This is a genomic window from Aquabacter spiritensis (assembly GCF_004346185.1).
GTDB lineage: Bacteria > Pseudomonadota > Alphaproteobacteria > Rhizobiales > Xanthobacteraceae > Aquabacter > Aquabacter spiritensis.
Map to the genome: position 1 here is coordinate 90,651 of NZ_SMAI01000016.1, position 21,814 is coordinate 112,464.

The window sequence follows — 21,814 nt, forward strand, 5'->3', positions numbered from 1 at the left end:
AGACGAACCATGCCCGTTTCAAGACGAGGATTCCTCGGAGCCTCCGGCGCCCTGGCGCTGGTGAGCGCAGGCGCGGTCTCCGGCCGCGTCCAGGCGGCCTCCATTCCCGAGGCCGCCACCATGAAGGAGGCGACCATGCAGCCGCCTCTCTTCCCGACCACGGGTCCGGACTACCAGCCCGTGGTCACCCTCAATGGTTGGACCGCGCCATGGCGCATGAACGGTGACTGGAAGGAATTCCATCTTGTCGCCGAGCCCGTGGTGCGGGAGATCGCGCCGGGGATGGTGGCCCATCTGTGGGGCTACAACGGCCAGTCACCCGGCCCCACCATCGAGGCGGTGGAAGGCGACAAGGTGCGCATCTTCGTCACCAACAGGCTGCCGGAGCACACCACCATCCACTGGCACGGGCAGATCCTGCCAAACGGCATGGACGGGGTAGGCGGCCTCACCCAGCCCCACATCAAGCCGGGGAAGACCTTCGTCTACGAGTTCCAGCTCCGAAAGAGCGGGACCTTCATGTACCACCCCCATGCGGACGAGATGGTCCAGATGGCCATGGGCATGATGGGCTTCTTCGTGGTGCATCCGAAGGACCCGTCCTTCCGCCGCGTGGATCGGGACTTCGTCTTCCTCCTCAATGCCTACGACATCGAGCCCGGGGCCTACGTGCCCAAGGTCAACACGATGCTCGACTTCAACCTGTGGACCTGGAACAGCCGCGCCTTCCCCGGCATCGACCCGCTCGTGGTGGGAAAGGGCGACAAGGTCCGCATCCGGTTCGGCAATCTCACCATGACGAACCATCCCATCCACATGCACGGCTACGACTTCAAGGTCTCGTGCACGGATGGCGGATGGGTGCCGGAGGCGGCCGCCTGGCCGGAGGTGACCATCGACTGCGCGGTCGGCCAGATGCGTGCCTTCGACTTCGTGGCCGATCACGAGGGGGACTGGGCGATCCACTGCCACAAGTCCCACCACACCATGAACGCCATGGGCCACGACGTGCGCACGTACATCGGGGCCAACCTGAAGCAGGCGGCCGGCAAGATCCGCAAGCTCGTGCCCGACTACATGCCCATGGGCGCCAAGGGCATGGCGGACATGGGCGAAATGGAGATGCCGCTGCCCGACAACACCCTGCCCATGATGACCGGCTTCGCCCAGTTCGGCCCGGTGGAGATGGGCGGCATGTTCTCGGTGGTCAAGGTGCGCGAGGGCCTTGAGCGCAACGACTACAAGGACCCGGGCTGGTTCAAGAACCCGCCGGGCACCGTCGCGTTCGAGTGGACCGGCGAGAACAAGGCCGCCGAGCGCGCGCCCGCGCCCTCCTACGACCCCGCGCGGACCATCGAGGTCGACGTCGTCAAGCCCGGCGCCGGGCGGGCGGGCGGACACCAGCACTGACTTTCCCCATCCCAGGTTCAACGAGAGGACCAACCATGAAGATATACCTCATCGCCGCCGCCTTGCTTTCGGCGGTCGTGTCCACCGCTCCCGCCTTCGCCGACGCAGGGCATGCCCATGGCGAGGAGCGCGCTTATGGCGAGCCGGGAAATCCGAAGCAGCCGTCCCGCGTGATTCAGGTCGTCATGAGCGAGGCGGACGGGAAGATGCAGTTCATCCCGAACAAGATCGAGATCAAGACCGGAGAGCAGGTCCGGTTCGTGCTTCGCAACAACGGCGATCTCGATCACGAGATCGTCCTCGCGACGCTTCAGGACAACCTCAAGCACGCCGAGGAGATGCGCAAGAACCCCGACATGGAGCACGACGATCCCAACGCCAAGCGCCTGATGCCGAAGAAGACGGGCGAGATCGTCTGGAAATTCACGAAAGCGGGAACCTTCGATTTCTCCTGCCTCATCCCGGGCCACCGAGAAGCCGGGATGTTCGGCACCATCATCGTCAAGTGATCCAACCAAGGAGACCCATCATGCGCAAGCTGTTGCTGTCCGCAGCATTCCTGCTCACGACCGCCGCGGCGTTCGCCCAGGCTGCTCCCGTGAGCGGTGAGGTGACCAAGGTCGACGAGGCGCAAGGCAAGATCACCCTGAAGCACGCCGCCATCCCGAACCTGGACATGGACGCCATGACCATGGTGTTCGCCGCCGGCGATCCGGCGATGCTCAAGGCCGTGAAGGCGGGCGACAAGGTCACGTTCGAGGCCGACCGGGTCAACGGACGGCTCACCGTCACCAAGATCCAGAAGGCGAAGTGATTCGAACACCCGCGGGGCGGGAGACCGCCCCGCGGGCAACCAAGATCGATCCAGCGGACGGGACACGGACTATGCCGCGTTCCTGATCCGCGGACGCAACGGCGGAAGGAGACCCCCTCATGGCAATCAGGCAGATCATCCTGGCAACGACGCTGGTCGCGCTTTCGACCGCGCCAGCGTTGTCCGATCCGTATTCGTCGCGGCTCTCGCAGAAGGAGAAGGCGCGTCACGAATTCCGCGATGTTCAGCGTTCGGCCATACCAGTGCGTCGGCTATGCAGTGATGTGGCCGCGCCGCACGGTGCGACCGACGTCAGTCCCGCGGGCGCTACAGGGCGGAGGCCGACCATCAATCCGTAGCGCGACTTGATCGATCCATCGGCCATGTTCCATCGGACCCACCATGCAGAGCCATAGTGCGGATCGACGACAGACGGAGGTCCGCACGAAATGCGTGCCAAAGCTCGACAAGCTTCAACGCGGCGTTCGTGCGGCGGCTGGGGTACTCGCACGGATATTCGCTTCGACGTATTCGACCGGACTGGCAGTGCGGCATTGGAATATAGACTTAGATCAACTCCTGCTGGAGAGACCACCTAAGTAATCCTCCCGGAGGAAGGGCGATCTGCCTTGCGCCCCGCGCGATGGAAAGCGAGGCTGACGATACGGACAGCGACATCATGATCGAGCCAAAGCAGCCAATTTCCCCTGCGCACGTGCCATGGTTCGTTTCCGCGCCCGGCCAGCCCGACATCCTGATGATAGTGATGGGCATATTCCTGGTGCTCTTCACGTTTATTTTGGGCCTACTGGTGCTGCGCTTGCACCATTTGCCAGAGCATATCGCTCACAAAGGACAAAAATTTCAGTACGAGATTGTCGCGGTCTTATGCCTCCTTGCGATGTTCACCCACCAAAATATTCTTTGGGTCGCCGCCTTGCTGCTGGCGATGATTGACCTTCCTGATTTCAGTAGCTTGTTTGCAAGGATAGCGCAGTCCCTTGAGCGCATCGCCCAGAGAAGGCGACCGAGGCAGCAACGGCCTTCCGAGACGGCTGACACTGAACCCCGGTGAGGCCCGCGACAATCAACTTGCTACCAAACTGCTGTCCCGTGCGGGTGATGGGCGGCTATTGTCTCGACATGGTCACTGGCCGGGTCAAGCTGCCCGGCCCATCTGCGCTAACGATGGCGTGCTTCCCTGCGGCTATGACCTGCCGGACTCGGGATGGTTGCCGGCACCTCCGACCAAGATTCGTGACATCCAAAGCTTGATCTATATCATTTAATAGATAATATATTATCCCTTAATTCCGCCGGAGGAAGACAATGGATATCATGTCATCCCTAAAGCTCGAGTCGCCTGGCGGTGTGCTGAGGGGCGTCGCGCGCCGAGCCCGAGACAAGCGGCTCGAGATGAACCTGACTCAGGTCGGATTGGCGGAACGGAGCGGGGTGAGCCTCGGCACCCTAAAGCTATTCGAGAGAAGCGGAGTCATTTCCCTTGCCAGCTTGATCAAGATCGCATTCGCGCTCGATTCCGAAACCGGCTTTGCGGGATTGTTCCCTGCCCGCGAACCAATCACCATCGAGGATGTGATCGAGAAGCCGAAACGAGCGAGGGGGCGTCGGACGTGAAGTCGACTCAATTCACTACGGTCTCCACACTGAAGGTCACACTTGAGGTGGGAGACACCCCTCGCCCCGTCGGAAGGCTTGCGTGGGGCACGGCACAACGCAGGGCATTTTTCGAGTACGATCCCGACTTCATCGTAGATCCCTTGCCAATCTCTCCATTCAACTTGCCGGTCAAGCCGGAGGTACATGCCGCGCCACGCGAACCCTTCCAAGGCCTCCATGGGGTTTTCAACGACAGTCTGCCCGATGGCTGGGGGCGCAAGCTGCTCGATAGGTCGCTCGCCAGGAGAAGCCTGGATTTCACTGCATTGACCCCGCTCGACCGTCTGGCCTTTGTAGGTTCCGGTGGCATGGGGGCGTTATGCTATGCGCCCGAGTTCGATGGAGACGAGAAAGACCGCGGTTCCCATGACCTCGACTGGTTCGCGGAGCAATCGGAACTCGTGATGGCCGATGTCAGCACATCGGAGATCGATGTGCTACGGGGCGCCCAGGGCGGATCGGGCGGAGCGAGGCCGAAGATAAACGTCGGCATCGGTCCGGATGATTCCATCCGACCGGATTACGGCGAGGAAATGCCTCCGGCCTACACCCGATGGATCGTGAAGTTTCGCGGAGCCGAGGATGGCAATGAAATCGGGACCGAGGAGTACGCCTATGCCGTGATGGCGGATGCCGCGGGAATTTCCATGCCGGAGACCCGACTCATCGAAACGCTCTCCGGTGGGCGCTACTTCGCCGCTCGGCGGTTCGACAGGACCCCCCTAGGACGTGTCCACGTCCAGACGGCGAGCGCGCTGGTCAACGCCGACCACCGCTCGCCGAGCCTGGACTACATCACGCTGCACAAGATCGTCCTGGTCCTGACGCGGGATCAACGAGAGGTCTCGGAGATGTTCAGGCGCATGACCTTCAACGTGTTCGCGAGGAATAGGGACGATCACGCCAAGAACCACGCATTCCGGATGGATGAACAAGGTTCCTGGACCCTGACACCAGCCTATGACCTCACCTTTTCACCAGGTGCGGGAGGTGAGCACAACCTGGACATCGCGGGCGAGGGTCGGAATCCGCGCGAGCGCGACATTCTTCGTGTTGCGGAGACGATGTCTATCGAAGAGTCCGTGGCTCGAAGCATCATCGACGAGGTTCGTGAGGCCATCGATCGCTGGCCCGAGTTCGCCGACGTCGCCAAGGTGCCCAGATCAAGGGCAACGGAGATCGGCCGAGCCTTAGGCGTGCAAGGCACGCCGAAACCCCGGCGTGGCCCATGATGGGTCGCACCGCCTCGACGATCTTTCACGTCTCATTCCAGCGATGTCGTCCGCAATCTCAGGGCGTTGGCGATGACGCTGACCGAGGAGAGCGCCATGGCGAGGGCTGCGATGATGGGCGAGAGCAGCAAGCCGAAGGCGGGATAGAGCACTCCGGCTGCGATCGGCACTCCGGCCGCATTGTAGATGAAGGCGAAGAATAGGTTCTGGCGGATGTTGCCCATGGTGGCGCGGCTGAGCTGACGCGCGCGCACGATCCCCTGGAGGTCACCCTTCAGGAGCGTCACGCCCGCGCTCTCGATCGCCACATCCGTGCCCGTGCCCATGGCGATGCCCACGTCGGCGGCGGCCAACGCCGGGGCATCGTTCACGCCGTCGCCCGCCATGGCGACGATCCTGCCCTCCTTCCGCAACCTCGCGACCACCTTCGCCTTGTCTTCGGGAAGGATCTCGGCCTCGACCTCCTCGATGCCAAGCCTGCGGGCGACCGCCTGCGCGGTCGTCCTGTTGTCGCCGGTCAGCATGACGACGCGGATGCCCGCGCCGCGGAGCGCCGCGACGGCGGCTGGCGTCGTCGCCTTGATGGGGTCGGCGATGGCGACGAGACCGCCGAGGCGCCCGTCGACCGAGACGAAGATCACGGTCGCGCCTTCGCCGCGCAGCGCCTCGGCCTCCCCTGTGAGGGAAGAGAGGTCGACGCCCTCCTCGGACATGATGCGGTGGCTGCCGATGACCAGCCTGCGCCCGTCGACCTTGCCCGTCACGCCCTTGCCGACGGGGCTGTCGAAGTCCTCGGCGGTGCCGAGCGCGAGATTGCGTTCCAGCGCGGCGGCGACGATGGCGGCGGCCAGGGGATGCTCGCTCGCTCGTTCCAACGTCGCAGCGAGGCGCAGCAACTCCGCCTCGTCCATCCCTTCTGCAGCCTTCAGGGCCGTGACCTTGGGCTTGCCCTCGGTGAGGGTTCCGGTCTTGTCGACCACCAGCGTGTCGATCCTCTCGAAGCGTTCCAGAGCCTCGGCATTCTTGATGAGGACGCCGAGACCGGCGCCCCGGCCGACGCCGACCATGATGGACATGGGCGTCGCGAGACCGAGGGCGCAGGGACAGGCGATGATCAGGACCGCAACGGCGGCGATCAGCCCATGGGCGAAGCGCGGCACGGGTCCCCAGATGCCCCACGCGGCGAAGGCGAGGATGGCGATGGCGATCACCACCGGCACGAACCAGCCGGACACCTCGTCGGCGAGCCTCTGGATCGGCGCGCGGGAACGCTGGGCCTCCGCCACCATGTGGACGATCTGGGCCAGCATCGTGTCCCGCCCGACGCGGCCTGCCCGCATGACGAAACCGCCGGTCTGGTTGAGCGTGCCGCCGATGAGCTTTGCCCCGGCCTCCTTGGTGACCGGCATGGATTCGCCGGTGATCATGGACTCGTCCACGGAGCTGCGGCCCTCGACCAGGTCCCCGTCCACGGGGACCTTCTCCCCGGGACGAACCCGGAGGCGGTCGCCGACGGCGACCACGTCCAGCGAGACGTCCTCGTCGGAGCCGTCGTCCCGCACGCGGCGAGCGGTCTTGGGAGCGAGGTCGAGCAGGGCGCGGATGGCGCCGCCCGTCTGCTCTCGGGCACGCAGCTCCAGGACCTGGCCGAGCAGCACCAGGACGGTGATGACGGCGGCCGCCTCGAAGTAGATGGCGACGGATCCGTCGGCGGCGCGGAACGTATCCGGGAAGGCCTGAGGCACGGCGGTCGCCACCACGCTGTAGATCCAGGCCACCCCCGTTCCCATGGCGATCAGCGTGAACATGTTGAGATGGCGCGTTACGAGGGAGCGCCCAGCCCGAACGAAGAACGGCCAGCCTGCCCACAGCACCACCGGGGTCGCCAGCACAAGCTGGATCCAGTTAGCGGCCTTGGCGCCGAGCAGCATGTGGAGGTTGGTGAGGTGCCCGCCCATCTCCAGCGCGAGGACCGGCACGGTGAGGACGAGGCCGATCCAGAACCGTCTCGTCATGTCCACGAGTTCGGCGCTCGGACCGGTCTCCTGTGTCGCCACCTCGGGCTCCAGCGCCATGCCGCAGATCGGGCAGTTGCCGGGACCGATCTGCCGGATCTGCGGATGCATGGGACAGGTGTAGATCACACCCTCGGGCTTGTTCCCGTCCGCCTTGGGAGCGGGCCCCTCGGCGACGTAGGCCGAAGGGTTCGCCTCGAACTTCGCCTGGCAGCCCGCCGAGCAGAAGTAATGGGTCGTCCCGTGGTGAGTAGCGCGGTGGGTGGCGGTCGCCGGATCCACCTCCATACCGCAGACCGGATCCTTCACGAGAGAGGCATGCGACCCGTCCGTGCCTGCGTGGGAATGCGTGCCATGGTCGTGGTGGTGGGCATGGCCCGAATGGGCGTGCGGTTCAGTCATGGGAGGGAGCTCCGGGATGGTGGGGCTTCGGGCCGGATGCGATGCCGATCCGAGGGATGAACGCCGGCACGGCGCGCGCGTAGGCGTCCCATGCGGGGCCGAATTCGGCCCTGGAGGCGTTCTCCTCCCGCCGGGCGAGGCGGACGTAGACCCACACCAGGATCGGGAACATGGCGAGGGTCACGAGGGTCGGCCACTGCATGAGGAAGCCGAACATGATGACGACGAAGGCCACGTACTGCGGATGGCGGACATGGGCGTACGCGCCTGTGGTCGCCAGCCGATGTTCCCGCTGGGCCGCATGGAGCACGTGCCAGCTCGTGGCGAGCAGCCAGAACCCGGCGAAGATCAGGACGTCGCTGAGGATGTGGAACGGGCCGAAGTGCGGGTTCACGCGCCACCCGAACATCGTCTCGAGCAGGTGTCCCGCATCGTGCGAGAGGAAGTCCACCCCGGGGAACTGCCGCCCGAGCCATCCCGACAGCAGGTAGATCGTCAGGGGGAAGCCGTACATCTCGGTGAACAGCGCGACGACGAAGGCGGAGAAGGCGCCGAGCGACCGCCAGTCCAAGGAGGTGCGCAGCCGGACGAAGCTTGCGGCGAACAGGATGAATACCGCGGAGTTGATGATCACCAGGCCCCAGAGGCCATAGGCGGGAGATCCGTTCATCGCGGGCCTCCCTCTGGACGGCTCGGAGGGGCTCCTGCGCCGTGGTCGTGCCGGCCGCCGTGACCGTGATGCATGAACAGGTGCATCAGGGGACATGCGAGGAGCAGCAGGAACGGCAGGTAGCCCAGGACATGGGCGCGGTGCTCGGAAAACAGCAGGAACGCCGCGATGAGGAGGAAGCCGATGGCGACGAGGCCTCCCCTGGATCGCCAGAAGCCGCCCGACGGGCGATCGGCTGGCCGACCCCGGTCGTCGTTGGCGGCGGCGAGATGATCTGCGTCATGGTGCATGGACATGGTCGGATTCTCCAAGATGGGTCGGGCCGGCGCCCGCGGCGGGAAGCCGCTCCGCGGGCGCCGCCGGGTTCACATCAGGCCCATCGGCATGGGCATGAGGAGCTGGTCGGCGGTGCGCTTCTGGGCGTCGTCGAGGGAGGAGTAGAGCGGGTCGAGCGCCGTCCTCACCTTGCGCAGGGCTTCGAGGCGCGCGGCGAGCATGCGTTCGTGCGCCTCGATCCGTTTCGGGAGGGTCGCGGCCGTGGCGCCTTGCCCGGACATCATCTGCTCCTGCATGGCGGACATCATTCCTGTCATGCCCCGGGCATTGGAACGGAGCGCCTCGGCGAACGCATACCACAGCGGCTGCTGCGCGGCGGTGATGCCGAGCTCGGCCCGGAGGAAGGCGATCCGCCCCTCGATGCGGGCCGGTGCCATCATCTGGCCCATCATGCCCGTGCCACCCATCATGCCCATCATCCCGCTTCCCATTCCGCCTTGCTGCGGATCCTGGGCGGGGGGCGCAGCCGAAGGCAGCGGCATCGGGGCGGCGGATTGGGGCGCGGGCAATGGCGCGGCTGCCGGATGGTGCGCATCTTCGGCGTGGACGGACATCGACGCGATCAGGGCCGCGCCCAGGGCACCGGCCGTCATCAGATTGCGGAACGTGGTCATGGTGTGCTTGCTCCTGTCATTGCGCGGCCGAAGCCGCTCGTTCTTCGCTGAAGGCTTCCGTCATTTCCGGCGCGGGGGAGGCGCTCGCTACGGTTCCCGCTTCAGGGGGTGCCGGAGACGGGTGGACCGTGTTCAAACTCGGGAACAGGGCCGATCGTCCGTAGGTGGTGTCGAAGATCCGCTCGAAGGCGGAATCGCGCAGCCTTCGAGCGGATGCGATGGCTTCGGCGGCATCGGCGATGAAGCCAGCCTCGCGGACCCTGAAGGGATTGTCCGGTGCCGCCGGATGACGGTGAGCGGCGATCCCGTCCGCCAGAAGATGGATGCCGCGCATCCAGGGCAGAAAGCCCTCGGACAGGAGATACCGGCTGGCGCGCATCGGGTGCAGCCATTCGAGGGCCGCGGCGGACCATGGCGTCGTGAACGCACGGACCCATGGGCTGGCGAACGTGCGGTAGAATTTCTCGTTGACTTCGGAAAGCTGGCGCACGCGCTGGAAGGCATCGTCCGCCCGCGCGAAGCGGATGTCGGAGACCTGCCGCTCCTCGAAGCGCACCTCGAAGGCATCGGCCGAGCAGTCCGGATCGCCCGTCGGATTGTCGATCCGCATCTCGTAGAGACCGGGAGGCAGGGCCTCGATCCGGGGAAGGCTTTGGAGGATCGCCCGGTGCTCGAGACGGGCGACCTTGGCGGAGACGAAGATGCCAAGGTGCCCGACGTGAGAGTTGACGAGGTAGACGATGCGCTGGCCCGCCGCCTTCAAGTCCGGCGTATCGGCGTAGACGGCGGGTATCCAGCCAAGGGCCTGATGTGGCGGCGTGATGTTGTCGCCGTAGGAGGCGAAGATCACGACGGGGTTGCGGATGCGCCGGAGGTCGGCGTGGCACCCATCGCAGATCCGAAGCCGTCCCTGCTCCAGCCGGTCGCCCACGAACAGGTTCTCGACGATGGCGAGGATCTCCTCCCGCGAGAGGAAGAAGAACCCGTTCCACCATCGCTCGAAATCCAGGAACCGCTGGCGCTCCGTGTCCACCGCGACGTAGAGGTTCGCGTGCTTCTCCCAGACGGACTCCGGCTTGAGGCCCTCGAAGTTCTGAACCAGCCAGGCGCCGTCGAACCGGCCGTCGCCGAGATCGGCGAGCAGATGCGTAAGCCAGGTGCCACCCTCGAACCCGGCCGCGATCCGCATCGGGTTCACGCCGGGCTCGCCTGCCCAATAGGACAGAGGGGTGCCGTTGAGGATCGTGGGGCCGGTCAGCCCGGCGCAGTCGGCGGCGAGGAGCGTCACCGCCCATCCGGCCTGGCAGTTGCCGTAGAGGATCGGTGCGCTGCCGGGATGGCGCTTCGCCACCTCTTCCACGAACCGCCGCAGCGCATGGAGCACGTCGGCAAGCGTCTGCCCGGGCATGGGCTCCGGCGTGAAGGCGACGAAATAGACCGGATGGCCCTGGTGCAAGGCGACGCCGACTTCCGACTCCCGCTTGAAGCCGCCGATGCCGGGGCCGTGCCCGGCACGGGGATCGAGGATCACCACAGGGGGCTTGGACGGGTCGAGGCAGTCGTCCAGGCAATCGTCCCCGGCGTGGGTCACCCGAAGGAGCAGGTAGTTGACGGGCCGCTCGAACCGCCGTGCATCTGCCAGGACCTCGTGGTCGAAGTCGAGAAGCGGCGGCTTGCCTGCCCGCTCGTGCGCCAGCATGTTGTCCGCCCGCTGCCGCAGCGTGTCCCAGAACAGGACCGATCTCTCACCCGCATCGGCGGCATAGGCGAAGAGGTCGCGGAAGACGGTACCGGGATCGGAAACCGCCGGGTTGTCCGGCCGTCCGGCATCACCGGCCGCAGTCGGCGGCATCGGGTAGGGAACGACGTCCGAACGGGGGGAGGTTTGGATGGTCATGGTGTCCTCCCGCCGTCACGACGCGTAGTCGACGAAAGCCATCATGCCCGCCGCCATGTGGTAGAGGTGATGGCAGTGAAGGGGCCAATGGCCCTCATTGTCCGCGTCGAAGGCGATCGTCACGGATGTCATCGGCGGCACCAGGACGGTGTCCCGCACCGCGCCGCCAACCGCCTTGCCGCCGATGCCGACCACCTGGAAGTGATGCCCGTGCAGGTGCATCGGATGGGCCATCATGGTGGCGTTGGCGAGCGTGACCTCGATGCGCTCGCCCCGACGGACGCGGAGCCCGTCGGCCCCGTCGATGCTCCAGCGATACCCTTCCATCGTCCCGGCGAGGGTGAGGGCAACGCGCCGGTCGGCCGCCGGGCTCGGAAGCGGCGCAAGCGGTCGCAGACGTCCCTCGAGGGCGAGATCGAGGACGGGTCCGTTGGTCCCGCCCTTGATGGGGACCTTGGCGATCACGGCGCCCGGAGCGGCGAGGATGAGGCCCGTGCGTTCGAGGGCGCCTTCCCGCAAGGCCAGGATCGGGTGGGCGCTTCCCGCCGGAACCTGGAGGCGGATGTCGAGCCGCTGGCCCATGGCGATCGGGAAGGCATTGCCTGTCACCGGCTGCACCTCCTGCCCGTCCACCGCGACGAGGTCGCCCGTCAGCGCCCCGGTCTGGATGGTGAAGGCGGTGGCGGTGGCGCCATTGATGATGCGCAGCCGCACCCGCCCGCCGCGTTCGATACGGACCACCTCGGGGTCGTCCAGGGTTCGGTCATTGGCGAGATAGGCGTCGTACTCGATGTCGTTGAGGTCCATGGCGGCGGCCGCCAGGCCTCCGCCAGGCATCATTCCGGCCATGCCGGAGCCCATCCCCGCATGGGTTATGCCTCCGCCCATGCCGGGCATGGACATCGCGCCATGGGCGGAGGACGTGCTCCGCTGCAGGCGCGTCAGGATCTCCTCGGCTGGCGTGAAGGAGAAGTCGTGGAGAAGGATCACGACCTCCTGCTCGTCCCGGCTTCGGTCGGCCTCTGTGCGGACGATCAGCGGCGCCGCCAGGAGGTTCTGTTCCTGGAGCGTGTGAGCATGCATCCACTGCGTGCCGCCGCGCCCGGTGAGCAGGGCGTAGCGGCGCGCGGCGCCTGCGGCCAGGAGAGAGGCCGGATTGTCCGGCACCCCGTCCTGATCCCAGGGAGGGGTGAGGCCATGCCAGTGGATGAGGGTCGGGCTGCCAATCTCGTTGGAGAGCGACAGGTCCAGGGTCCGTTCCGCATCGACCGTGAGGCCGCTGTTCGCTCCGGCCGTGAGGCCGAAGACGCGGGCGGCCTTTCCGTTGACCTCGATGGTGCGGGTGACGGCACGGAGCGCAAGGGTATCGGCGCCCGGAACGGGTATGGTTTGGGTCTGGCCGGCGCCGAGGGCCGGGAACGCCCGGCTCGCGCCAAGCGCGGCAGCCCCGACCGCGAGACGGCCGAGAAAATCACGACGTTTCATTCTGATATGCTCGTTTCCTGTCGGCGTGCGGCCGACATCAATCCAAGGGACGCCCGAGGGCAGTCCCGACAGCTATGGAAGAGGCAGCTTCAGATCGGGAAACGAGGGGGGTGGAGACCGGGCGGGACGGCGAGGCCGGGGAAAACGCGGTCAGACGGCAGGGGATGATGGCCAAGAGACTTCAAGTGCTGGATCGCCGTATCCGTGCTTCCGATGGCAATGCCCCAGATGCTGGAGGCCAACTCGCAGCATGCACCATGGTCGGTCATCTGCGCCGTACCGTCGTGCTCGTCATGGTGATCGGCGACCGCAGCGCCGTGGCCGTCCGCGATCGTGGCGTGCTGGGCATCCTCGGCGTGATCGTGGCATTGTACCGGCATCGCCTGGGCCAGCGGGGCGAGCAGCATCGCCGCCGCGACCAGCACGGCCGACAGCAACCTTACGTGCCCGATCGCTTGCCTGAAGCGGATCATGTGCCTAGCTCACCCAAAGTGAATACTACATCATTCTGGTGCAGCTCGAAACGCACCACCTTGATCGGGATCAACGGGCTCGTTCGGGAGTGCAGATTACCGCTCTTTCCCGGCCGGACGCGGTGACGCGGAATTCCAGGGACCACGTCCTCCGCGGAGATCGGATTTGGTCCACGCAAGGATGTGATGGAGCGCCTCACTTCCATTTGCCTGCCGCCTGTGAGACCTTCCGGCCATGTCCGGGTCCCTTCTCCGTCGTCTGCTTGCGATCCTGGTGATCGTGGGGCTCACTGCCGGGCCGTTCGCCGCATCCGCGGCGGTCGGTCCGATGGAGCCGTCGCCTGCGGCGATGTCGATGTCGATGACCGACGAGGCCATGGCGGGCGACATGCCGTGCTGCCCGGACGAGAAGCCGGTGCTGCCCGACTGCCAGAAGCTCTGCCCACTGATGATGTCCTGCCTCGCCAAGTGCTTCCAGCCGGGGCCGTCGGCATCGGCCACGGATAGGTTGGCGCTTCGCCTGACGGACATCATCGGACTGCGGGATGAGGCTCTTCCATCGGGCCTGGCCGCCGAACCCCCGCCAAGGCCTCCGCGAACCTGACACCATCGTCGGCTCCCGCCGGGAGCCGGAGAGCGCGCGTGGCTTAAGCCGCGCGGCACGAATGCGCAGCTATGCGGCACCCAGCTGCCGCTCCTGCGCGTCCTCACGATGATTCAGGAAACCGGAAAATGACTTCCTTCCGCATGAAGCGGCCCCTCTTTTCGGGGCTCGCGGCCCTTGCCGTATCCGTCACCACGTCCTCGGCGTGGGCGGACCCCCAGGACTACCAGTTCCAGCTCGTCCAGACCGAGGTGAAGGTCGGCGATGGCGCGATCGTCGCCGTCCGGCTCATCGACAAGAAGTCGGGCAAGGCGGTGCCTGATGCCGTCATCTTCGCCAAGCGCATCGACATGGCGCCCGACGGCATGGAGATGATGGCCTCGCCCATCGAGCAGGTGTCCTCCACCGAGCCGGGCGTCTACCGCTTCAAGACCAAGCTTTCCATGGAAGGCGGCTGGCGGCTGTCGCTCGGCGCAAAAGTCCAGGGCGAGACCGGGACGGTCGAGGACAAGCTGGTCCTGAAGGCCGTGCCGTGACACGGACCGCCCTTGCGGGCCTCACCCTCGTCGCCATCGTGGCGGCGGGGGCCGGAGGCTATTGGGTCGGGCAGCACGGCGTCGTGCTCCCCGGTTCCTCCATCCCCCCGCCCGCTTCGATGAATGCAGCGGGGCAAACGCTCACAGTCGCTTCGGGTCCCATCATCTATTACCGGGACCCCGACGGCCGCCCGGCCTATTCGCTCGATCCCCGCAAGACCGACGACGGGCGGGACTTCCTGCCCGTCCGGGCGAGCGAGGACGTGAGCTTCGAGGACCGTCCACCCGTCCCGGCGCTATCGGCGGCCGACGCCACGCCGAAGAAGATCCTCTACTACCGCAATCCCATGGGCCTGCCGGATACCTCGCTCGTGCCCAAGAAGGATTCCATGGGGATGGACTACATCCCGGTCCATGAGGGCGAGGACGAAGACGGATCGATCGTAAAGATCGCGCTGGGCAAGTTGCAGCGGACGGGCGTGCGGTCGGAGACGGCATCCGAGCGCGCGATCCTGCGCCGGGTGCGCGTGCCCGGAACCGTGCAGCCGGACGAGCGCAGCGTCTCGGTCGTGGCGGTTCCAGCGGATTCCTTCGTCGGCATCGTGGAGAAGGTCACCACGGGCGACAAGGTCCGCAAGGGCCAGCCCCTGCTGGAGCTGCGCTCCGCCGATATCGCCACCGCCGCCGTCCAGCTCCTGATCACCCCTGGCTATGAAGGTTCCCACCGCCGCCTTGCGAACCTCGGCGTCCCGGAGGAGGTGATCGCGGAGATCGAGCGGACGCGAAAGGTGCCGCCGGCGTTCCGCTGGCCCGCGCCGCGCGATGGGGTGGTGCTGGAGCGCAACGCTACCGAAGGAATGAGGATGTCGGCGGGAGAGGTCCTGTTCCGCATCGCCGACCTCTCCACGGTCTGGGTGCTGGCCGACGTGCCCGAATACGACCTCGCCAGCATCGCACCCGGCCAATCCGCAACCGTCCGCATCCGCAGCCTGCCGGGCCGGACGTTCGAGGGGCGCGTGGCCCTCATCTATCCCCAGGTGGCGAAGGAAACGCGGACCACCAAGGTTCGGATCGAGATCCCCAATCCGGACGGCGTGCTGCGCCCGGACATGTATGCCGACGTCGAGATCGCGGCGGGCAGCGGCAGCCTAGTGGTGGCTGTCCCCGACAGCGCGGTGATCGACACCGGCACGCGCCAGGTGGTGATCTTGGACAAAGGCGATGGCCGTTTCGAGCCGCGCGACGTGACGACCGGGCTTCAGGGCGACGGCTACACCGAGATCCGCACCGGGATCGCGTCAGGTGACCGGGTGGTCGTCTCCGCGAATTTCCTGATCGATGCCGAAAGCAACCTGAAGGCCGCGCTCCGCGGCATGGCAAAGGTGGAGGAGACGCCATGATCGCCCGACTCATCGCCTGGTCCGCCCGCAATCTGGTCCTGATCCTCGTCGGCACCGTCTTCGCCGTTGCGGCTGGCATCTACGCGGTTAGGACCCTGCCGCTCGACGCCATCCCCGACCTCTCCGACGTCCAGGTGATCGTCTACACCGACTACCCCGGCCAGGCGCCCCAGGTGGTGGAGGACCAGGTCACCTATCCCCTCACCACGGCCATGCTCACCGTGCCCAAATCGAAGGTGGTGCGCGGCTTCTCCTTCTTCGGCGTGTCCTTCGTCTACGTCATCTTCGAGGACGGCACCGATCCCTATTGGGCGCGCAGCCGCGTGCTCGAATATCTCAACACGGCAGCCCAGCGCCTACCCTCCGGCATCACCCCGAGCCTCGGCCCGGACGCAACGGGCGTGGGCTGGGTCTATCAGTATGCAGTGATTGCCAAGGATATGACCCTGGCAGAGCTCCGCTCGCTCCAGGACTGGGTGATCCGGTTCGCCGCCTCCAAGGCCGAGGGCGTCGCGGAGGTGGCGAGCGTCGGCGGCTTCGTCAAGCAGTACAACATCGTCGTTGACCCGCTGCGGCTGCGCGCGCAGGGCATCTCGCTGGCGGTCGTGCGCGATGCCGTGCGCGCCAGCAACCGGGACGTGGGCGGGCGCACGCTGGAGCTTTCCGAGTTCGAGTTCATGGTGCGCGGCCGCGGCTACATCAAGACGACGGCGGACATCGAGGACATCGTCCTGAAGTCGGAGGGCGGCGTTCCGCTGCGCCTCAGGGATGTGGCGCGGGTGGAGATCGGCCCCGACGAGCGGCGCGGCATCGCCGAGCTCAACGGCGAAGGCGAGGTGGCGAGCGGCATCGTCTTGCAGCGCTTCGGCGCCAACGCCCTCACCGTGATCGACAACGTGAAGCACCGTCTCGCCGAGATCGCCGGCAGCCTGCCGAATGGTGCCGAGATCATACCTGTCTACGACCGCTCGAACCTCATCAACGCGGCGATCGACACCCTGACGCGCACGCTGGTGGAGGAGAGCATCATCGTCGCGCTGGTCTGCATCGTCTTCCTTCTGCACCTGCGCAGCGCGCTCGTCGCCATCCTCATGCTGCCGGTCGGCATCCTCATGGCCTTTGCCGCCATGAAGCTGGTGGGCATCGGGTCGAACATCATGAGCCTCGGCGGCATCGCCATCGCTGTGGGCGCCATGATCGACGCGGCCATCGTCATGATAGAGAACGCCCACAAGCACCTGGAGCGCGCCCCGCCGGGCAAGCCCCGCATCGAAATCCTGGTGGAGGCGGCGAGCGAGGTCGGGCCCGCGCTGTTCTTCAGCCTGCTGGTCATCACCGTCTCCTTCCTGCCCATCTTCACCCTGGAATCGCAGGAGGGGCGTCTGTTCGGCCCGCTCGCCTTCACCAAGACCTTCGCCATGGCGGCGGCGGCCCTGCTGTCGATTACGCTGGTGCCAGCCCTGATGGTGATCTTCGTCCGTGGCCGGATCATCCCCGAGCACCGCAATCCCGTGAACCGCTTCCTGATCTGGATCTATCGCCCCGTCATCCGCGGCGTGCTCCGGGCGAAGACGCTGACGATCCTGCTCGCGCTGGCGGCGCTGGCCGTCACCGTCTGGCCCGCGCGCCAGCTCGGCTCCGAATTCATGCCGAGTCTCGACGAGGGCACGCTGCTCTACATGCCCACCACCCTGCCGGGAATCTCCGTCACCAAGGCGGGGGAACTCCTCCAGATGCAGGACCGCATCATCAAGACGTTCCCGGAGGTGGACACCGTCTACGGCAAGGCGGGGCGCGCCCTGACCGCCACCGACCCGGCGCCGACCGAGATGTTCGAGACCATCATCAACCTGAAGCCGAAGGACCAGTGGCGCCCCGGCGTCACCCTCGACAGCCTGAAGGCGGAGATGGACAAGGCACTCCAGTTCCCGGGTGTCTCGAACGCCTGGACCATGCCGATCCGCGCCCGCATCGATATGCTCTCCACCGGCATCCGCACGCCCGTCGGGGTGAAGGTGTTCGGCACCGACCTCGCCGAGATGGAGAAGATCGCACGCCAGATCGAGGCCGTGCTGAGGACCGTGCCGGGCACCTCCAGTGCCTATGCCGAGCGGGTGATCGGCGGCTATTACCTCGACATCGTCCCGGACCGCTCGGCGCTCGGCCGCTACGGCCTCGCTGTCGGCGACGTGCAGGACGTGATCGCCACCGCTCTGGGCGGAGAGACCGTCACCACGACGGTCGAGGGGCGCGAGCGCTACGGGGTCAACATCCGCTACCCGCGCGACCTGCGCTCGAGCCCGCGTGCCATCGCCACCGAGGTCCAGGTTGCGCTTCCCGGCGGCGGATCCGTTCCGCTCGGCGAGGTGGCGAAGGTGGAGCTCACGCGCGGCGCCACCTCGATCCGCACAGAGAACGGCCTACTCGCCGTCTACATCTACGTGGACATCGCGGGCCGCGACCTCGGTGGCTACGTGGCCGACGCGCAGAAGGCGGTGGCCGCGTCGGTGACACTGCCGCCAGGCACATCCCTCGGCTGGAGCGGACAGTTCGAATATCTGCAACGGGCCGAGGCGCGGATGCAGATCGTCGTCCCCGTCACGCTGCTCATCATCTTCCTGCTGCTCTACCTCAATTTCCGGCGCCTGACCGAGACGCTGATCGTCATGCTCTCGCTGCCCTTCTCCCTCGTGGGCGGCGTCTGGCTGATGTGGTGGCTCGGCTTCAACATGTCGGTCGCGGTGGCGGTGGGCTTCATCGCCCTCGCCGGGGTCGCCGCGGAGACTGGCGTCGTCATGTTAATCTATCTCGACCAGGCCTTGGAAGAGCTTCGGGAGAAGCGGGCCCGAGAGGGAGGCCTCTTTACCCGTGCCGATCTCCATGAGGCCATCATGCTCGGCGCTGTGGAGCGCGTGCGTCCGAAGATGATGACGGTTGTCGCCATCATGGCGGGCCTATTGCCCATCCTGTGGAGCACCGGCACCGGCTCGGAGGTGATGCAGCGCATCGCCGTGCCGATGATCGGCGGCATGGTGTCCTCCACGCTGCTCACCCTGGTGGTGATCCCGGCCATCTACGCCCTCGTGAAGGGCTGGCAGTTGCCCAGGGAGGTGGAGGCCGCTGCGCGGGTGCGCGATCCCGCGCTCGGCGCTGCGGAATGAAGGGCGGAGAACATGATGTCCGACATGATGTCCGACATGATGAATGGAGGGATGATGTGGGGCATGGGCCTGTTCGGCATCGTCGGCCTCATCGTCCTGGGTCTGGTGATTGCCGCCCTCGTGAAATACCTCTTGTTCCGGTGAGGCGGATCATGCGTTCACTATTCACCGTATCGATCGTCTGCATCCTGGTCTCACCCGCTCTCGCGGCAGAAGGTAATGTCGCCCGTGGCCGCCAAGCCTACCGGGCCTGTGCCGCGTGCCACTCGCTCGCGCCCGACCGCAACATGACCGGGCCGAGCCTTGCCGGGCTATGGGGACGCAAGGCTGGAAGCCTGGCAGGCTTCGAACGCTACTCGCCGGCGCTGAAGACTGCCGACGTTGTCTGGAATGAAGCCTCTCTCGATCCGTGGTTGGCCGATCCGGCACATATGATTCCGGGAAATCGGATGACCTTTCCGGGCATCAAGGAGGCCGGCGTGCGCGCCGATCTCATCGCCTTCCTCAAGGATGCAACGGTTCCGGGTCGCACGGCAGCCGAGCCGCCCGCCGCTTCCAGGGGTGGGATGATGGGAGGCGGCCCCGTCCCCAATCTGCGCCGGCTTGAGCCTGCTCAGCGGGTGCAGGCAATCACCTATTGCCGCGACACCTACCGTGTCACCACGGCCGATGGCCAGACGCATGAAATCTGGGAACGCAATCTCCGCTTCAAGACGGATTCGGGTGGCGACGGACCGGAAAGGAATGCGCCGGCCATCCTCGATGCCGGCATGATGGGCGATCGTGCATCGGTGATCTTCGCCGTGCCGGAAGAGATCAGCGCGTGGATCAAGCCAGGCTGCTGAGGTCTTCGTCGAGGCGGCCTAACCTGGAGAACATCATGAAACCAAATCTACTTTGCACACGTCGGGAGCTGATAATTGGTGCCGCGCAAGTGGCCACCATGTTCACCGTGTCGCGAGTCACTTGGGCGGCTGAGATGCTGCCCAGGATGGTCGTGACCCGTGACCCGACCTGCAGTTGCTGTGGCGGTTGGGTGACGCATCTGAGGCGCTCCGGCTTTACGGTCGAGGTGGTGGATCTTGCGGATCTCGCTCCTCTCAAGGTCCGGCTCGGCGTGCCGAACGCCCTGGCTGCTTGCCACACGGGACAGATCGGCGGGTACGTGATCGAGGGCCATGTGCCGGCGGGCGCAATCAAGAAGCTCCTCGCCGAGCACCCAAAGGCGACAGGTCTGGCTGTTCCCGGGATGCCGCTTGGATCGCCCGGCATGGAGGCTCCCGGCAAGGCGCCGGAGACCTACGAGGTGGTTCTGTTCGGGCAAGCAGGGAATCGCACGTTCGCGTACTATCGCGGTGCTCAGGAATTATGACTGGGCGAGGGTCCCTCGCCGCGGGCCACGCCCAGCGGCAAATGAAGGCCCTATAATGACCACTCCCATGGGAGCTGGCCGTCAGGTGACGCCTGATCGGAGACAAGCGTCGCGCATGACGGCGAGCGAGGCCGAGCTGAAGGGGCTGATGACCGCTGGTCTCGACGGAGACTCGGCCGCGCATCGAATGCTTCTCGATCGGCTCAGCGGGTATTTGCGCGGCTATTACAAAACAAGGTTGGCGCGTATCGCTCGGGATGCATCCGAGGCGGAGGATTTGGTACAGGAGGTGCTCCTGGCCGTGCACACACGGAGGCATACTTATCATCCTGACGAGCTATTCACCCCCTGGGTCTATGCAATCGCGCGCTATAAGCTCATCGACCATTTGCGCCGAACACGCGCATCCCTCAAGGAAGTGCCCATCGACGACGTGGGGGAGCTCATGGCGCATGACGATCACGTCGAAGTGGAAAGCGCATATGATCTTCACAGACTTCTGAGGCAGCTCCCGGATCGCATGCGGTGCGCAATCCAGTGCGTGAAGCTGGACGGCTTGAGTGTGACCGAGGCTGCGGCGCAGTGCGGCACTTCGGAATCGGCAGTGAAGGTCAACATACAACGAGGGTTGAGGGCCCTGGCCGCCGTGATCGCGCGGGAGAAGAGAACATGAAGACGGATGATTTGATCTCCATGCTGGGTGCGAATGTCGAGCGGGTAGACCGTCGGCAATTCGTGCGGACGCTCAGCTCAGCCGTCGTGGTCGGAGCTATAGTGGCGCTTGGCGCCATGCTGTTCACTTTTGGCATTCGTGCGGACTTGGACGAAGCGGGTGCCCTGACATCCCTGTTCTTGAAGCTCGCTTTCACCATGGGAATCCTCGTTCCGGCATCCGTCTACCTGATCAGGCTCTCCCGTCCCGGCGGGGAACGAAAGACATCGATCGCCTTGATGGCGTTGCCGTTCATCGCGATCATGCTGCTCGCCGCCATCAGTCTCTCATCGGCGCCGAGTTCGCATTGGAACAAGATGATCACCGGAGACCAATGGCTCGAATGTCTCTTATCCATTCCCACCATCGCCATCGTACCGTTTGCTGTGATCATCTGGGCGGTGCGTAGGACGGCGCCGACGGATCTTGTGCGCACAGGCGCCCTGGTGGGCCTGATCGCCGGCGCCGTGAGCGCGACTGGCTACGCGCTTCATTGCATAGACGACTCGCTGCCGTTCATCGCCCTCTGGTACGGCGGGACCATCGCCTTGTGCAGCTTCGCCGGTGCCAAGCTCGGGCCATGGCTCCTGCGTTGGTGAGCTGCTTCTGGGCACGGTGGTGCGCCAAGACCGCACGGCGGCGCGGGCTGCGTTTCTGCTGACTCGATCAGGGTACGTCCAGGCTCGCGAAGCCATTCTCCGTCGTTGGTTCTGCCATCTCACATTCCTGTGAAACTGTGTCCGATCTGTCGGTCCTTCCGAACTCATGGTCAGAGCACGCAAAGCGCTCTTTGACCGATAAGGAATAGGACCATGATCATGAAACGCCTTCTCGCAACCACGTTGCTGCTGCCGTTGCTGGCGGTCCCCGGCATTGCAAATGCTGCCGCCACTTCGAACAAGCACTGTACGCCTACGGTCTAAACCGCCTTTCGAACTGACCGGCGCGGTAAGAGACTGCGCGTATGGACGTCCATAAGCACAGTGCCTTCGAGCGTTTGG

23 protein-coding genes are annotated in these 21,814 nt (G+C 65.6%); 16 read left to right on the forward strand and 7 right to left on the reverse strand.

From position 1 onward, the window contains the following. Window positions 1-9 precede the first annotated feature (9 nt). From EDC64_RS20350 to EDC64_RS20380, 7 genes are all read left to right on the forward strand, one after another. Window positions 10-1,410 (forward strand): multicopper oxidase family protein, encoded by a 1,401-nt coding sequence (locus EDC64_RS20350; RefSeq protein WP_132034824.1) that lies wholly within the window; start codon window positions 10-12, stop codon window positions 1,408-1,410. A 35-nt stretch (window positions 1,411-1,445) separates the two neighbouring features. Further along, on the forward strand, window positions 1,446-1,919 hold the full coding sequence (locus EDC64_RS20355) for a cupredoxin domain-containing protein (protein ID WP_132034826.1): 474 nt from the start codon (window positions 1,446-1,448) through the stop codon (window positions 1,917-1,919). Between the two features lie 20 nt (window positions 1,920-1,939). Further along, window positions 1,940-2,224: a copper-binding protein gene (locus EDC64_RS20360; RefSeq protein ID WP_132034828.1), complete on the forward strand. Its 285-nt coding sequence runs from the start codon at window positions 1,940-1,942 to the stop codon at window positions 2,222-2,224. A gap of 119 nt (window positions 2,225-2,343) precedes the next feature. Then, a complete protein-coding gene (locus EDC64_RS20365; protein ID WP_132034830.1) occupies window positions 2,344-2,583 on the forward strand; it encodes a hypothetical protein in 240 nt (79 codons plus the stop codon). Window positions 2,584-2,903: 320 nt separating this feature from the next. Beyond that, on the forward strand, window positions 2,904-3,299 hold the full coding sequence (locus tag EDC64_RS23630; RefSeq protein ID WP_165933833.1) for a hypothetical protein: 396 nt from the start codon (window positions 2,904-2,906) through the stop codon (window positions 3,297-3,299). Between the two features lie 254 nt (window positions 3,300-3,553). Continuing rightward, window positions 3,554-3,862 carry a helix-turn-helix domain-containing protein gene (locus EDC64_RS20375; protein WP_245504813.1) on the forward strand — a complete coding sequence of 103 codons (309 nt, stop codon included), beginning with the start codon at window positions 3,554-3,556 and terminating at the stop codon, window positions 3,860-3,862. Next, window positions 3,859-5,136: a type II toxin-antitoxin system HipA family toxin gene (locus tag EDC64_RS20380; RefSeq protein ID WP_245504814.1), complete on the forward strand. Its 1,278-nt coding sequence runs from the start codon at window positions 3,859-3,861 to the stop codon at window positions 5,134-5,136. Before EDC64_RS20375 ends, EDC64_RS20380 begins: the two co-directional genes overlap by 4 nt. A 32-nt stretch (window positions 5,137-5,168) precedes the next feature. Here EDC64_RS20380 and EDC64_RS20385 read toward each other — a convergent pair whose 3' ends face one another. The 7 genes from EDC64_RS20385 to EDC64_RS20415 all read right to left on the reverse strand — a co-directional run bounded on the left by EDC64_RS20385 (window position 5,169) and on the right by EDC64_RS20415 (window position 13,028). Continuing rightward, entirely contained in the window at window positions 5,169-7,553 is a 2,385-nt protein-coding gene (locus EDC64_RS20385) for a heavy metal translocating P-type ATPase (RefSeq protein ID WP_132034832.1), read from the reverse strand. Next, window positions 7,546-8,223, reverse strand: coding sequence for a methyltransferase family protein (locus EDC64_RS20390; protein WP_132034834.1), 678 nt, complete (start codon window positions 8,221-8,223; stop codon window positions 7,546-7,548). Before EDC64_RS20390 ends, EDC64_RS20385 begins: the two co-directional genes overlap by 8 nt. Continuing rightward, entirely contained in the window at window positions 8,220-8,519 is a 300-nt protein-coding gene (locus tag EDC64_RS20395) for a DUF2933 domain-containing protein (RefSeq protein WP_132034836.1), read from the reverse strand. Before EDC64_RS20395 ends, EDC64_RS20390 begins: the two co-directional genes overlap by 4 nt. Before the next feature lie 69 nt (window positions 8,520-8,588). Further along, the gene (locus EDC64_RS20400; RefSeq protein ID WP_132034838.1) at window positions 8,589-9,173 is read right to left on the reverse strand and encodes a Spy/CpxP family protein refolding chaperone; all 585 of its coding nucleotides are present in this window, start codon (window positions 9,171-9,173) and stop codon (window positions 8,589-8,591) included. 16 nt (window positions 9,174-9,189) lie between these two features. Next, window positions 9,190-11,070 (reverse strand): DUF3141 domain-containing protein, encoded by a 1,881-nt coding sequence (locus tag EDC64_RS20405; RefSeq protein ID WP_132034840.1) that lies wholly within the window; start codon window positions 11,068-11,070, stop codon window positions 9,190-9,192. Between the two features lie 15 nt (window positions 11,071-11,085). Next, a complete protein-coding gene (locus EDC64_RS20410; RefSeq protein ID WP_132034842.1) occupies window positions 11,086-12,555 on the reverse strand; it encodes a multicopper oxidase family protein in 1,470 nt (489 codons plus the stop codon). Between the two features lie 89 nt (window positions 12,556-12,644). Beyond that, on the reverse strand, window positions 12,645-13,028 hold the full coding sequence (locus tag EDC64_RS20415; protein ID WP_132034844.1) for a hypothetical protein: 384 nt from the start codon (window positions 13,026-13,028) through the stop codon (window positions 12,645-12,647). Window positions 13,029-13,263: 235 nt separating this feature from the next. On the opposite strand from EDC64_RS20415, the gene EDC64_RS20420 reads away from it, so the two are divergent. The 9 genes from EDC64_RS20420 to EDC64_RS20455 all read left to right on the forward strand — a co-directional run bounded on the left by EDC64_RS20420 (window position 13,264) and on the right by EDC64_RS20455 (window position 21,412). Continuing rightward, the gene (locus EDC64_RS20420; protein ID WP_132034846.1) at window positions 13,264-13,632 is read left to right on the forward strand and encodes a hypothetical protein; all 369 of its coding nucleotides are present in this window, start codon (window positions 13,264-13,266) and stop codon (window positions 13,630-13,632) included. A gap of 128 nt (window positions 13,633-13,760) precedes the next feature. After that, a complete protein-coding gene (locus EDC64_RS20425; RefSeq protein WP_132034848.1) occupies window positions 13,761-14,168 on the forward strand; it encodes a FixH family protein in 408 nt (135 codons plus the stop codon). Next, window positions 14,165-15,568, forward strand: a complete 1,404-nt coding sequence (locus EDC64_RS20430) for an efflux RND transporter periplasmic adaptor subunit (protein ID WP_132034850.1) — start codon at window positions 14,165-14,167, stop codon at window positions 15,566-15,568. Before EDC64_RS20425 ends, EDC64_RS20430 begins: the two co-directional genes overlap by 4 nt. Then, a complete protein-coding gene (locus tag EDC64_RS20435; RefSeq protein WP_132034852.1) occupies window positions 15,565-18,729 on the forward strand; it encodes an efflux RND transporter permease subunit in 3,165 nt (1,054 codons plus the stop codon). Before EDC64_RS20430 ends, EDC64_RS20435 begins: the two co-directional genes overlap by 4 nt. A gap of 15 nt (window positions 18,730-18,744) precedes the next feature. Further along, window positions 18,745-18,873, forward strand: a complete 129-nt coding sequence (locus tag EDC64_RS24065) for a hypothetical protein (RefSeq protein WP_274594961.1) — start codon at window positions 18,745-18,747, stop codon at window positions 18,871-18,873. An 8-nt stretch (window positions 18,874-18,881) separates the two neighbouring features. After that, window positions 18,882-19,574, forward strand: a complete 693-nt coding sequence (locus EDC64_RS20440; RefSeq protein ID WP_132034854.1) for a c-type cytochrome — start codon at window positions 18,882-18,884, stop codon at window positions 19,572-19,574. Window positions 19,575-19,609: 35 nt separating this feature from the next. After that, on the forward strand, window positions 19,610-20,101 hold the full coding sequence (locus EDC64_RS20445; RefSeq protein ID WP_132034856.1) for a DUF411 domain-containing protein: 492 nt from the start codon (window positions 19,610-19,612) through the stop codon (window positions 20,099-20,101). A gap of 115 nt (window positions 20,102-20,216) precedes the next feature. Next, the gene (locus EDC64_RS20450) at window positions 20,217-20,774 is read left to right on the forward strand and encodes a sigma-70 family RNA polymerase sigma factor (protein WP_132034858.1); all 558 of its coding nucleotides are present in this window, start codon (window positions 20,217-20,219) and stop codon (window positions 20,772-20,774) included. After that, on the forward strand, window positions 20,771-21,412 hold the full coding sequence (locus tag EDC64_RS20455; RefSeq protein ID WP_132034860.1) for an NrsF family protein: 642 nt from the start codon (window positions 20,771-20,773) through the stop codon (window positions 21,410-21,412). The genes EDC64_RS20450 and EDC64_RS20455 overlap by 4 nt, the downstream gene beginning before the upstream one ends. Window positions 21,413-21,814 lie beyond the last annotated feature (402 nt).

Bases quoted from the DNA above. Each gene is read 5' to 3' on its own strand.
- EDC64_RS20350 (WP_132034824.1), top strand. From the start codon at position 10: ATGCCCGTTTCAAGACGAGGATTCCTCGGAGCCTCCGGCGCCCTGGCG.
- EDC64_RS20355 (WP_132034826.1), top strand. From the start codon at position 1,446: ATGAAGATATACCTCATCGCCGCCGCCTTGCTTTCGGCGGTCGTGTCC.
- EDC64_RS20360 (WP_132034828.1), top strand. From the start codon at position 1,940: ATGCGCAAGCTGTTGCTGTCCGCAGCATTCCTGCTCACGACCGCCGCG.
- EDC64_RS20365 (WP_132034830.1), top strand. From the start codon at position 2,344: ATGGCAATCAGGCAGATCATCCTGGCAACGACGCTGGTCGCGCTTTCG.
- EDC64_RS23630 (WP_165933833.1), top strand. From the start codon at position 2,904: ATGATCGAGCCAAAGCAGCCAATTTCCCCTGCGCACGTGCCATGGTTC.
- EDC64_RS20375 (WP_245504813.1), top strand. From the start codon at position 3,554: ATGGATATCATGTCATCCCTAAAGCTCGAGTCGCCTGGCGGTGTGCTG.
- EDC64_RS20385 (WP_132034832.1), bottom strand. From the start codon at position 7,553: ATGACTGAACCGCACGCCCATTCGGGCCATGCCCACCACCACGACCAT.
- EDC64_RS20390 (WP_132034834.1), bottom strand. From the start codon at position 8,223: ATGAACGGATCTCCCGCCTATGGCCTCTGGGGCCTGGTGATCATCAAC.
- EDC64_RS20395 (WP_132034836.1), bottom strand. From the start codon at position 8,519: ATGTCCATGCACCATGACGCAGATCATCTCGCCGCCGCCAACGACGAC.
- EDC64_RS20400 (WP_132034838.1), bottom strand. From the start codon at position 9,173: ATGACCACGTTCCGCAATCTGATGACGGCCGGTGCCCTGGGCGCGGCC.
- EDC64_RS20405 (WP_132034840.1), bottom strand. From the start codon at position 11,070: ATGACCATCCAAACCTCCCCCCGTTCGGACGTCGTTCCCTACCCGATG.
- EDC64_RS20410 (WP_132034842.1), bottom strand. From the start codon at position 12,555: ATGAAACGTCGTGATTTTCTCGGCCGTCTCGCGGTCGGGGCTGCCGCG.
- EDC64_RS20415 (WP_132034844.1), bottom strand. From the start codon at position 13,028: ATGATCCGCTTCAGGCAAGCGATCGGGCACGTAAGGTTGCTGTCGGCC.
- EDC64_RS20420 (WP_132034846.1), top strand. From the start codon at position 13,264: ATGTCCGGGTCCCTTCTCCGTCGTCTGCTTGCGATCCTGGTGATCGTG.
- EDC64_RS20425 (WP_132034848.1), top strand. From the start codon at position 13,761: ATGACTTCCTTCCGCATGAAGCGGCCCCTCTTTTCGGGGCTCGCGGCC.
- EDC64_RS20435 (WP_132034852.1), top strand. From the start codon at position 15,565: ATGATCGCCCGACTCATCGCCTGGTCCGCCCGCAATCTGGTCCTGATC.
- EDC64_RS24065 (WP_274594961.1), top strand. From the start codon at position 18,745: ATGTCCGACATGATGTCCGACATGATGAATGGAGGGATGATGTGGGGC.
- EDC64_RS20440 (WP_132034854.1), top strand. From the start codon at position 18,882: ATGCGTTCACTATTCACCGTATCGATCGTCTGCATCCTGGTCTCACCC.
- EDC64_RS20445 (WP_132034856.1), top strand. From the start codon at position 19,610: ATGAAACCAAATCTACTTTGCACACGTCGGGAGCTGATAATTGGTGCC.
- EDC64_RS20450 (WP_132034858.1), top strand. From the start codon at position 20,217: ATGACGGCGAGCGAGGCCGAGCTGAAGGGGCTGATGACCGCTGGTCTC.
- EDC64_RS20455 (WP_132034860.1), top strand. From the start codon at position 20,771: ATGAAGACGGATGATTTGATCTCCATGCTGGGTGCGAATGTCGAGCGG.